The 11788-nt window shown below is 56.6% G+C and carries 11 protein-coding genes; all 11 read right to left on the reverse strand.

The annotated features are described in order from the left end of the window. Window positions 1-62: 62 nt before the first annotated feature. From A6F49_RS10535 to A6F49_RS10585, 11 genes are read right to left on the reverse strand one after another with little or no spacing between them, the layout of a single operon-like run. Entirely contained in the window at window positions 63-1076 is a 1014-nt protein-coding gene (locus tag A6F49_RS10535) for a hypothetical protein (RefSeq protein ID WP_043058257.1), read from the reverse strand. After that, window positions 1073-3988, reverse strand: coding sequence for a DEAD/DEAH box helicase (locus tag A6F49_RS10540; RefSeq protein WP_067605771.1), 2916 nt, complete (start codon window positions 3986-3988; stop codon window positions 1073-1075). Before A6F49_RS10540 ends, A6F49_RS10535 begins: the two co-directional genes overlap by 4 nt. Before the next feature lie 11 nt (window positions 3989-3999). After that, complete coding sequence (gene tatC / locus A6F49_RS10545) at window positions 4000-4875, reverse strand: twin-arginine translocase subunit TatC (protein ID WP_052504922.1); 876 nt, start codon at window positions 4873-4875, stop codon at window positions 4000-4002. Window positions 4876-4890: 15 nt separating this feature from the next. Then, complete coding sequence (locus A6F49_RS10550; RefSeq protein ID WP_043058258.1) at window positions 4891-5163, reverse strand: twin-arginine translocase TatA/TatE family subunit; 273 nt, start codon at window positions 5161-5163, stop codon at window positions 4891-4893. A gap of 39 nt (window positions 5164-5202) precedes the next feature. Next, on the reverse strand, window positions 5203-7212 hold the full coding sequence (locus tag A6F49_RS10555) for a helix-turn-helix transcriptional regulator (protein ID WP_043058259.1): 2010 nt from the start codon (window positions 7210-7212) through the stop codon (window positions 5203-5205). Window positions 7213-7214: 2 nt separating this feature from the next. Continuing rightward, on the reverse strand, window positions 7215-7610 hold the full coding sequence (locus tag A6F49_RS10560; RefSeq protein ID WP_043058260.1) for an FKBP-type peptidyl-prolyl cis-trans isomerase: 396 nt from the start codon (window positions 7608-7610) through the stop codon (window positions 7215-7217). A 40-nt stretch (window positions 7611-7650) separates the two neighbouring features. Beyond that, window positions 7651-8610 (reverse strand): FKBP-type peptidyl-prolyl cis-trans isomerase, encoded by a 960-nt coding sequence (locus tag A6F49_RS10565; RefSeq protein ID WP_052504923.1) that lies wholly within the window; start codon window positions 8608-8610, stop codon window positions 7651-7653. 58 nt (window positions 8611-8668) lie between these two features. Then, window positions 8669-10081, reverse strand: a complete 1413-nt coding sequence (gene pafA / locus A6F49_RS10570; protein ID WP_043058261.1) for a Pup--protein ligase — start codon at window positions 10079-10081, stop codon at window positions 8669-8671. 8 nt (window positions 10082-10089) lie between these two features. Continuing rightward, entirely contained in the window at window positions 10090-10755 is a 666-nt protein-coding gene (gene prcA, locus A6F49_RS10575) for a proteasome subunit alpha (protein WP_407643839.1), read from the reverse strand. Continuing rightward, window positions 10755-11522, reverse strand: coding sequence for a proteasome subunit beta (gene prcB, locus A6F49_RS10580; RefSeq protein ID WP_043058262.1), 768 nt, complete (start codon window positions 11520-11522; stop codon window positions 10755-10757). The genes prcA and prcB overlap by 1 nt, the downstream gene beginning before the upstream one ends. A 42-nt stretch (window positions 11523-11564) precedes the next feature. After that, window positions 11565-11771 (reverse strand): ubiquitin-like protein Pup, encoded by a 207-nt coding sequence (locus A6F49_RS10585; protein ID WP_043058263.1) that lies wholly within the window; start codon window positions 11769-11771, stop codon window positions 11565-11567. Between the last annotated feature and the right edge of the window lie 17 nt (window positions 11772-11788).

The raw sequence follows: 11788 nt of genomic DNA on the forward strand, positions 1-11788 counted from the left end.
AGTTGTCCTTTGTTTATCCGTGGTTCGCCAGCCGTCGGGCCGGGATCAACCTCCGATTATAGTCAGCGTTCCTGAACAAACGATAATAATCGGCCGCCTCTGATGACGCCGGTAAGTGCTGGTGCGTCGGTTGCCGAAGATAAGATAGGCAGTAGTGCGGTTCCGGCGCGTTTATCAGTCGACCAGTGGGCAGCTTTTTCATCGGGGGCTTGCACCCCGAGTTGTTCGGCACGCCATACATTCAGATCACCGGGTGATCCCACAGCCACTTGTCCTGCTCCCATTTGAGATTGGGCGATGCGGCTTGGTAAGACGCGGATGCCGTCACGGGTCACTGTATTGAACGCAGCCCGAGTCGAGATGCGTTGGTTTTGTTCTGGATGCTCAATCAGAGCGGTCAACAGGTCCCATACCGATCCATCCCAACTACCGGATCCAGTAGCGACATGCACTCCTTTAGCAATGAGTGAGGCTACTGGTGCATGAAAGACCGGTGTGTTGTCACGAAGGTTCGGTACCACAGTGACGGAGACGTGCAGTTCGACTAGTCGTGACACCTGCTCATCAGTCAGAGGGTGATTCAATAATACGCGGTGGCGACAACGCATTAGCGCCGTATTTGGCTGCTTGGCGATGGAGTCCAGAATTTTTGAAAAGTTCTCTTGGCTCGTGGACTCGATGAACAGCTGAGTTGGCGGCTTGAGCTGTGCCAACAGGGTTTCAAGGAGGTCAAGATCCTGCGTTGCAACAAAAATTCCTGCGGCATCATCGACGTTCTCGGACGCTGGCGCATAGTGCACACCTCGGTCGGTCGGTGCCGTAGCGCTAAGCCCTACACGGGAATCGAGATCCGCCAGTGGTGTGGAGGAGAATCCATCGACAAACGCGGGCGTGACGAGCATGCCGTCCAAATCGTGCGTTTCTACCGGCCCGGAAGCGGTAGCTGCAACCATTTGGTGGGCGGTCTCATCGGATCCCAACCACGCGATGACATTGTTGTCGATGTGCAGCGCATTCGCGTAGGGCTCTGCGACTGAGTGAATATAGCCGTTGGTGAGCAGCAGGGAGGTTGTCACTGATTTAGATCCAGTTCTTCTATAGCGTTGTAGTCTTCGTTGGATTCATCTGGCAAGCGGACGGCCGATGAATAGGCGACGATGCCTCGATTGACGAGATCCTTGGCGCGACGACAGCGTCGTGCGAGGTCTGGGTGTGTGTCATCAAGACTGGCCAATTGATCCAGCAAATCCATAACCTGACGGGCCCAGCGGATGAAGTCACCGGCTGCCATATCTGCACCGGTTAACGATGCAAGGAGTTCATTGCCTCGTACCCATCGTACGATCGGCCAAACTAGCCCCGGATGCGGTTGATCAGTAACCGTCAGATCGGCCTCGCGTTCAGCGGCTTGAAGGTTGTACCAGTGCTCATCGACGACGTCGAGAGCTTCCTGGAGCATCTGGGTCGGCATGGCTGGTTGAAAAATTTGATCCTCGGTTGATGACTCAAAGACCAACAGTGCAGCCAATCCAGCCAGATCTTCTGGTGCCATGGCGTCCATCAGACCGGATTGCAACAACATGGAGACCAGGAGGTCGCGGTCACCATAAATGCGGCGCAGACTCTGACCAGGCTCGGTAACCTCATCATGTTCGACGTAACCAAAATCGGTTAGCAGATTGATAATGCGGTCAAATCTCCGTGCAATCGTATTCGTTCGACCTTGGATCTTGGCGATATTCTTATCAGTCTCGGCCCGCAGCTTCTGCCACCGATTGGCCCAGGTCTGGTGATTCTCACGGTCCGGGCAGCCGTGACACGGATGCGCATGCAGCTTGGCACGAAGTTCTTCCACCCGGGCGAGGTCGTGTTCATCGTTATATCGGAAACCCACCGGTTGCTTGCCTTCAGAAATTGGTGAGCGCTGTTGACTAATAGCTCCGTGCATCCAGCCGGCAATATTTTTCCGATGCTTAGGCGATTTGGTCATCAATTTTCGTGGGAGCTCTACCCCGGCAAAGGGCACGACGGGCTCATCTAAATCGTCGGTGGAGAGTCGGCGTAGCTGACCTTTCGTCGTCACAACTCCGACCCTGGGGTTAGTCGGGTTACCCGCGGTTGATACAACGACAGAGGTACCCAGGTATCGACTCCCCCGGATATCAATGATGTCCCCCACCGCTAGGTTGTTGAGCGATTCCATGATCGCGCGGCGTTGGACACGCTGACGGGAACGTGAAGCGGCTTTTTCGGCTTTTGATAATTCGTGACGGAGCCGGGCATACTCGGTGAAATCTCCAAGGTGGCACTCCATGGATTCTTCGTATCCGGCAAGGGAACGTTCCTGCCGTTGCACTTCCTGGGCGAGTCCAACGACTGAGCGGTCGGCTTGGAACTGGGCAAAAGAAGATTCCAGAATATTGCGAGCACGTTCTCGGCCGAAGCGTGCTAAGAGATTCACCGACATGTTGTACGTCGGTTTAAACGATGAATTGAGCGGGTAGGTGCGTCTGGCGGCTAGTCCGGCAACAGCTCCGGGATCGAGTCCGGGTTGCCACATCACCACGGCGTGCCCCTCGACATCGATGCCGCGTCGACCCGCCCGACCGGTCAGCTGAGTGTACTCCCCCGGGGTGATGTCTTTATGGGATTCCCCATCGAATTTAACGAGCTTTTCGATAACTACAGTTCGAGCGGGCATGTTGATACCCAAGGCCAGGGTTTCGGTCGCAAAAACAACCTTAACGAGGCCTTCGGCAAAGAGTTCTTCGACGATCTCTTTGAATAATGGCAGCAGACCGGCATGGTGGGCCGCAAAGCCTCTACGTAGGCCATCTCGAAAACCCCAGAAACCTAATGCATCGCGATCTTGGTCTGCTAATACGGACGCAGCTCGGTCCACGGTTTCAAGAATCTGATGTTTCTCGCTGCCGGTTGTTAAGTCCAACCCAGCGTTGAGACAATGCTCTACTGCAGCGTCGCATCCATTTCTAGAAAAGATAAATGTGATGCACGGTAACAACCCTTCGCGCGACAGTGCACGCACCATCTGGGGTCGTGAGACACGCAGGTCTTGACGTGGTGGTCGGGACTGTTCGAATGAACCGCGACGGTCGGATTGCCGCCGGTCCGTCTGGCGTCGTCCATTGCGGGTACGTTGTCGGTTGCGGCCGCGACTGCCGGGACGCCCCCAATCATTGGGTTGGATATCGCGTCGCGCACGTTCGGCTAACTGGACTAATTCTGGGTTGACCTGGGTGGTGGGAATCTTATCGCCGGTAATCATAAACAGGTCGTAGAGTTCCTTGCCAACCATGACGTGTTGCCACAGCGGTACCGGACGGTGTTCTGAGACGATCACTGAAGTTGACCCGCGCACGGTATCCAGCCAGGCACCAAATTCCTCGGCATTCGATACGGTTGCCGACAGTGCGACCAGCTGTACCGATTCAGGTAAGTGGATGATGACTTCTTCCCACACCGCGCCGCGGAACCGGTCGGCCAGATAGTGCACTTCATCCATAACCACATATCCCAGGTTTTCTAGGGCACTGGAATCTGCGTAGAGCATGTTGCGCAACACTTCGGTGGTCATGACCACGACCTGTGCTTCGGGATTCCGTGACGTGTCCCCGGTGAGCAAGCCGACTTTTTCTTGCCCGTAGGCAGCAACCAAATCCGTGTATTTCTGGTTACTGAGCGCCTTGATGGGCGTGGTATAAAACGCCTTCTTGCCTTGAGCAAGTGCTAGATGGATGGCAAATTCTGCCACCACGGTTTTTCCTGCTCCAGTAGGCGCAGCTACGAGGACAGCATGGCCTGCCTCGAGTTGTTCGGCGGCTTCCATCTGAAATGGATCCATAGGGAATTCGAGACTTGCCGAAAATTTTCCGAGCTCAGTTTTTGCGAATTCTGCCCGCTGCCGTGAAGCTGCATAGCGCTCCGATGGAGAGAGTTCTTGATGCTGATCAGATGAATCGGGGCACATGCAGCCTTATTTTAGTCCTCATCAACGAAATCAGACAGAGGCTGTGCCCCACGCTGAATCTCAGCTTCTCCAGGAGTTCCCTGTCTGGCCTCGCGTTTTGCACGTCGGCGATCATTGAGCAAGGCGATGCCAAGAGCTAACGCAAACAGCAGCGTGAGGGGTGCGCCCAAATAGAACATCGTCATGATGTCGGATCCGGGGGCGCCCATGGCGGCAATCACGGCGATCAAAAAGACCGAGATGCGCCAGTGTTTCAGCATGGTCTTGCCCTGGAGGATTCCGGCCATGTTCAGACCAACCAGTACCACGGGGATGACCAGGGCAATACCGAAGGCGAGCAATAAACGGGTCACGAACGGGATATATACGGTGGCAAGCACACGGTGTGCGGTGCCATCCGGGGTCAATGAGGTGAAGAATGCCATGGCTTGTGGCAGTGCAAACCAGCCAAGTGCGATCCCTCCGACAAACAGTGGCACCGCGGCAGCGATAAAACCTACGGCGTAGCGGCGTTCTTGTTTTTTCAAACCGGGCACAATAAATGCCCAAACCTGGTAGAGCCAGAAGGGTGAGGACAGAATCAGCCCGATGAACAGGGCGACCTGGAGCATAATGTCGAATGGTTGAGCTACCGAGGAGAAAATCACTTCAACCGGGGCTTCTTCGGTCGACAGCCTGGTGATGGGTTCTGTCAGGATGGTAAATGCCGGTTGGTAGACGATAAAACCGACGACGGTGCCCAGCACGATGACGATGGCGGCCTTGAAAAAACGGTTGCGAAGCTCGCGAAGGTGCTCGCGCAGCGACATTTGGCCGTCGGACGTTTTCAGTGGCTTTTTGCGACGTTGCTTATTCGACGTGGCCTGACTTTTGTCAGTGGAGGTCATTTACAGGACGATGCGTTAGTTGGACGTCTGGCCTTCAGGACTTTCCTGGGCGCTGGTTTCGCCGTTAGAAATCACGGTGCCTTCGACGGCTTCAACGTCGTCGTCAGACGCTGATTTTTTCTTCTTGCCGTCTTTTCCGTCGGTTTTCATTTCTTTGACTTCAGACTTCAAAATGCGCATCGATTGACCAAGGTTGCGGGCCATCTTTGGCAGCTTATTAGCGCCAAAGAGCAAGAATGCTAACAGGATTAACACCAGGAGAATAACTGGGTTCCTAAAGATCTGCATGGTCTACCTTTCTGTACAGTTGGCTCTAGTCTACAGCCGCTAGAACAGTTCGCGAGTTGATTCGTGTGAGGTGCTTGATGCCTGGTCGGTCATGGTCCACACGGTTTCACGAATATTTCCAGGTTGCACGACAGTAATCTGGCCGGGGTGATTCGTTAACAGCTCAATCAGTGGTGTCAGCGAACGGAATGCCAGTTGTGCAAAGACCGACCCGTCGTGGGCCACGGCCGTGGCGATCGGATGATACGCGCCGAGCACATCACGCTGCCGGTGGGTGGCATGAATCACTACGGTGATGGCGTCGTCATTGACGGCGGGGGCGATCGCGCGGCTATCGGGCTGTTCCTTCACGGGCACAAAAGACTCGGTGGTCAGCGTGGCAGAACCAATGCGGTCGATGCGGAAAGTTCGATGGTCGGCGGTGTTGCGACACCAGGCGCGGACATAAGCGTGTCCTGCCGAATACAGCAGTTGCAGCGGCTCGATGGCACGGGTACTGATGGCCCCGGACGATTCGGAATAGTAGCTGATATTGACCACCAGATGTCCGCGGGCGGCCTGGTGGAGTACCTCGGCGACTTCGTCATCGTCGCCCAGGCTCAAGTCCGGGTGCACAATCGCATCGTGGGGACCAACGTGTGGGGCGACCGTGTCGACGGCGTCGCGCAATTTGCGCTCCAAGGACCGCGCGGCGGCTTGTTGAGTGGTAGAAACCCCGGGAATGGTGGTGACGGCACTGAGACCCGAGATGAGTCCGAGCGCCTCGGGGGCGGAGAGCTGCCACGGCTGGGCTAATAGCTCGGCGTTGCTGATTTCGATCGGGTCAGCGTGCGGATCGACCTCAAATTGACCGCCGGCAAAATCGGTTTCGGGCATACCCCAGAACTGCATGGCGGCAAGGTCTTCGGTTAGGGTGGCGTCACTGATGCCAAAGCGTTGGCGGACGGTGGCACGCGGCAAGGAACCGCCGTGTTGGTTGACCACGGCGACGATGCCCAAACGACGCGCAATGACTTCGCGGTCCCCCGTGCGTTTCCGAGGGCGTGCGACCTTTGCCAGGGTGGGCACGGTCAGTGCTGATTCCCCTCGATGGGCATCGCGCACTATGGCCAGAATGTCGGATACCAGTTCCGCTAATTCGGGGCTGCGGTCGTGATCCACCTGGGCGTTGGTGGTCAAAGCGGCGATCGTTGCGGCAATTTTAAGCGGATCACGGTAGGTGATGTGTAAGAGGTCCCACCCTGGGCGCTGGTCCACCCGCTGGGCACGGATCCGGACACTGGAGGCGGTATCGGTAGCCAACCACACGTAGCCGTCAGTCGGGGGTTGGTCGGTGTAGAGACGCTGACGAATATCCTCGACGTCGAAATCTGCCGGCCGCGCCGAGGCGTGTTCCTGGTCCCACAGCACTTCGGCGGCGAGCAGGCTAATGGTTTTTGACTCGATGCGGGACAATTTGAATAACCGCTGGCTTCGGCGGTCCAAGTCCCAGCCGGTCATGTACCACTGCTGATGAGCCATCAGCACCGCCCAGGGCCGGACCCGGCGCACGGTGATTTCTTCGCGGCCCACAGTGCGGTACCGGAATTTTACGGGTGCTTGTTCTCGAGCTGCGGCCACAAGTTCGGTCAGCAGGCTCTGACCAGTGGCAAGCTGGGCTCCCACCACCGGTGGTGTGGTGGGTTGTTGAGCGGTCATTCGCGCCAGGGCAGCATGGATGACGTCTTCAATCGGGGTGCGCATCCACAATGCTCTAGCCTGGTGGAGCGCTACGATCTCGTCGTCCGTCAGGGCCAGGTCTGGCAAATAAAGCTGATCTCGATCAATCAGGTACACATCGTCAGCCTGAGGTTGTTGCTGCCACTGCACGGGCACCCCAATGGAGGTTAGGGCTTCTTTATCGCGCGAAAACTGGCGCTGTTTGGCAGTTTGGGAGGTGTCCAGGTGGTCGTAGAGATAGCTAAAGATCTCCGATTTGGTGCGCCCGATCGCTCCGGCTTCCAACAGAAGCCAGAGCAGCGAAACAATGCGTTCCGCAGATCGGGACACTTCTAGCGGACCTCCACCAGGTCAACAACGAAAATCAAGGTTTCATTCGGGCCAATATCGTTTCCGGCGCCGGCTTCACCGTATGCCAGGTGCGGTGGGATTTCCAGACGACGACGACCGCCGACTTTCATTCCGAGCAGTCCCTGATCCCAGCCTTCGATGACTTGACCGACACCCGCGGTGAAATCCAGTGGTTGGCCGCGGTTCCAGGAAGCATCGAATTCCACACCGGTGGACCAGGCTACACCAACGTAGTGGCAAGCAATCGGGGTGCCTGGGATCACGACTTTCCCGGTGCCTTCAATGATGTCTTCGATGACCAGATCGGTGGGTGGGGTGTCGCCTGGGAAATCAATTTCCGGGCGTGGACGGTCGAGTTCGCGCTTACCAAATGACATTGGGTCTCCTTTTAGCAGATGGTGTTAGTGGTGCGTTCGATTATTCGGCTGGCATTGGATCGGCAGAGTGCACAATGTCGATCACAAAGACTAGAGTTTCTTCGGCGAGTTCGTGATCCTGGCCGCCGTAACCAAGTTCTGGCGGAACCGACAGCAGTACCTGAGAACCGACCTGTTGGCCTGCCAGGCCTTCCTGCCAGCCGACGATGAGGCTTTGGAGATCGAAGCTAATGGGTGACCCGGTATTGTCCGGACCCCAAGATGAGTCGAATTCTTCACCATTTGACCACGAAATCCCACGGTAGTGGATGGTGACCTTCGAATCTGGTTGAACTTCTCGTCCGTCGCCTTGTTTGAGGACATCGACCACCAGTTCATCTGGGGCTTCACCCTCGGGCGTGGCAATGCTAGGCGCGTGCGTTTCCTCATCCAGGGTCACTTCTGGCAGGGCATCATTGAGTTCAGATTGTGCGACTGGTTCACCGGTGGCATGCATTGGCAGGACTCGGTCCACCGTGGCAATATTCAATACCGCAGGCGCACCCTGGTAGATGCCATTTTCTGGCTGATAGATTGCCACATCTGAACCTACCGGTGCCTCTAAGAATGCTTCATAGGTTTGGGGGTTGCCGGCTTGTAGGTCAGCCATTGAGATGGTCATCCCACCCAGGTCGAAATCGTGGCTGAGAATTTCTTGGTTTTCAATGTCGATATTGGCACTGTGGACCTCTAGCAGGTCGTCTTCTGCAATCGGTTCACCGTCACCTTCGGAAATGACCCAGGCTGCTGGCTGGTCGCTGTTGAGTTCACCGTCGATGCTGACTTCTTCAGTTTCTTCAGAAATCTCGTAGCTGATCTCCACATCCGGGATCGCCGCGGACTGGTTATCGCCTTGAGTGTCGGATCCTTCATCGGATCCGCAAGCGGTCAAAGCCAATGCCGCGGTCAGAGCGATCCCCGCAATGGTTGCGAGCCGAGTCCGGCTGTGTTGAGGTGACATGTACTTCCTTGTCGTTGGGTGTTGAACCGTAGTTATTGTAGTGCGGTCAACCAGAAATTTAGTGGCCAGCTGAGGCGACTTTAGCAAACAGCTCATCGACGATTGAAATATCCGTTTCGAATGGATCTCGTACGTACAGCGTGTGCAATGGATGATAATTCAGTTTCATATGCATCCAATCCATTGAATAATCCATCCCCATGGCTCGAGCAGTTTCGATAAAACGATGCCGCAGCAGTGCCCGGGTGGTGGCCGGCGGATTATCGTGGGCCGCTTGCACTTGAGCGTCGGTGAGCACCCTGGCCGCCGCTCCCCTAGCCTCGAGGAGATTAAACAGACCGCGCTGTGGATGAATGTCGTGATACGACATATCTAACTGCACCAAGCGTGCTGCATCCCAGTCGAGATTATTCTTATTCGCGTACGCCGTCATGAACTTGTGTTTGATGGCCCAATCGATTTCGGTGTCGATTGAGGAGTAATCCTGACTGGCGATCGCGTCTAAGGTTCTTGACCACAGATCCATGATCTGCTCAAGGTGTTCATGGTGTGGGCCTTGCCGAGCCAAAAACTCTTGGGCTTGGGTCAGATAGAACTCTTGGAGCTCTAGCGCCGTCATTGTGCGACCGTCGGCGAGTTCTAACGGGGTCTGACCCGTGAGATCATGCGAGGTTTGGCGGATGGCTCGCACTGGATGTGCCAATTGAAGATTCTGTAGGGGTTTCCCGGATTCAATAATGCGCAGCAGCAGGTCGGTGGTCCCAAACCGCAGTAGTTGGGTGGTCTCTGACATATTGGAGTCCCCCACAATGACGTGTAGTCGGCGGTATTTCGTGGAATCTGAGTGGGGTTCGTCACGGGTGTTGATCATGGGCCGGGCACGCGTTGACGACGACGAGATCGCTTCGTGCATGTAGTCGGCGCGCTGGGAAAATGCGAAATGTGGTTCGGAGCGGCCGGGGAATTGGTCGGCAAGAGGCAGGGCGGCCGGGTCCTTGATGACCACTCCGTTGCCTGCGATGAGTTGGCGGGTCACCAGAAACGGCAGTAGCGCTTGGGTGAGACGCCGGTATTGGGTGGTGCGCTCGATCATGTAGTTTTCGTGACTGCCATACGAGTTGCCCAGCGAGTCAGCGTTGTTGCGGTACAGGTAGACATCGCCGTCGAACCCGTCTTTGGCCATGGCCTGTTGGGCCTGGGTGACGAGCATGTGCATGATCGAATCACCGGCTGCATCTAATGCCAATAGTTCATCGAGTCGGGTCGTTTCAGCGGTGGCATATTCCGGATGGGAACCCACATCCAGATATAACCGGGACCCGTTGGGGATGAACACGTTGGATGAGTTGCCCCAGGATACGACGGGTTTGAACATGTATCTGGCCACCTCATCGGGGGCCAGTGGTCGTTTGGTCGGATGGACTGTGTGGACTCCGTATTCAGTCTCCACCCCGATAATTCTGGTCTCCACGCGCGCTCCTATAACGCCTGTGGATCGAGGCGACGAAATGCCCGGTGGGAGCCACGCAGCGTGTGTGGATCGCGATCCAACAGCGCTAATTCCACGTGCGAGCCGGTGGTGCCTAACTGCTCGCGGATGATGCTAATGGTCTCATCAAGCGCCCTTGACGACGCCGGCAGAGCCTCTTGGAGTTGGAGGTGGAGATCTGGTGCATTGCCACCCAGGACCAACAGGCCGTGGTGTTCTAACAGCGTGCCGTCAAAGGTGATCTGATACAACCGATCGTCGGCGGGGGTGTCTCCGACTTCGGCCACGCCGATTTCGACTTCGAAGGGTTTGGCTCCGGATAGGAATAATTCGCCGAGCGTGCGAGCATACATATTGGCTAATCCGCGGGCGGTGACATCTGAGCGTTCGTAGGCGTATCCTCGGGTGTCGGTGTAGCGGATGCCGGCCTGGCGGAGTGCTTCGAATTCGTTATAGCGTCCAACGGCACCCCAGGAGATGCGGTCATAGATTTCCGAGAGCTTGAATAATGACTGTGAGGCGTTGTGGGTTAGTGAGACAATGCCTTGGGTGGTTGAAGCAAATACCACCGGTTGGCCGCGACGGATACCGGCCCGGGCGAAGTCTGCCCGGTCTTCCATCTGCTGCTGGGGCGAAACATACATGGATGGTTGCACTAGTGTTTCCCTTCAAGCCCGGCCACGAGTTCAGCGATCACAGACTCGGCGATCTTATTGACGCCGTCCCCGGTGACCACATACACCACCGGATACAGCCCTTTGAGTGGATCGGGGCCGGCGGTTCCGGCATCGGCGTCGGCCGCATCGATCATGGCCTGCAGGCTGGCCTCGATGGCTTGGTGACTGGTGGCATCGGGCGACCACAGACGTTTCAGCGTGGTCAACGCGTAGGGTGAACCAGAACCGATGGACTGCCAGTTGCGTTCTTCGAACCGACCACCGGTGATGTCGTAGGAAAAGATTCTGGCGTCACGGGTTGCCGGTGTTACGCCGGCAAATAATGGCACCGCGGAGATACCTTGCATGGCGTGACCCAGATGGCCCCGGACCAGTGCGGCTAACCGGTTGGCCTTGCCCAGCAGGCTCAGCTGGGTGCCTTCTAATTTTTCGTAGTGTTCTAATTCCACCGCAAACAGCCGGGCCATATCGATTGCGACCCCGGCCACGCCGGCGACACCGACCAGGGAGTGGGAATCGGCTGCAAAGACTTTTTCCATGTGCGACGAGGCGATGCGATTGCCGATCGTGGCGCGGCGGTCACCGGCCATGACCACGCCGTCGGCAAATTTCAGTGCGGTAATCGTGGTCGCTTCCATTAGCTCCGGGCGCGACTCGATGTGGCGTGGCATCAGCTCGGGATGCTGCTGTTGCAGGTGGGCCACGAAGGAGGCTTCCATTCCGAGCGGCTCGTTAGGCGAAAACATGGTTGGTGTCGGGTTCTTTCTTCACGGTGGGCAGGTAACGGGTTACTGGCCGCCCTTTTGGACAAATCCTTGGACGAATTCTTCGGCGTTGACTTCCAGGACGTCATCGATTTCATCGAGTAGTGAGTCCAGGTCGGAGGTCTGGGCCGCAGCTGAACCCGGTGTTGGGGTCCCTTCGGGCAGTGGATCCGGGATGTGCGGATCATCGTCTCGTCGCTGGGATGCTTGACGGCGTTGGTCTTGTGCCATGGTCAGCTCCTTTCCAT

Source organism: Enteractinococcus helveticum (assembly GCF_001657475.1).
GTDB classification, from domain to species: Bacteria; Actinomycetota; Actinomycetes; order Actinomycetales; family Micrococcaceae; genus Yaniella; species Yaniella helvetica.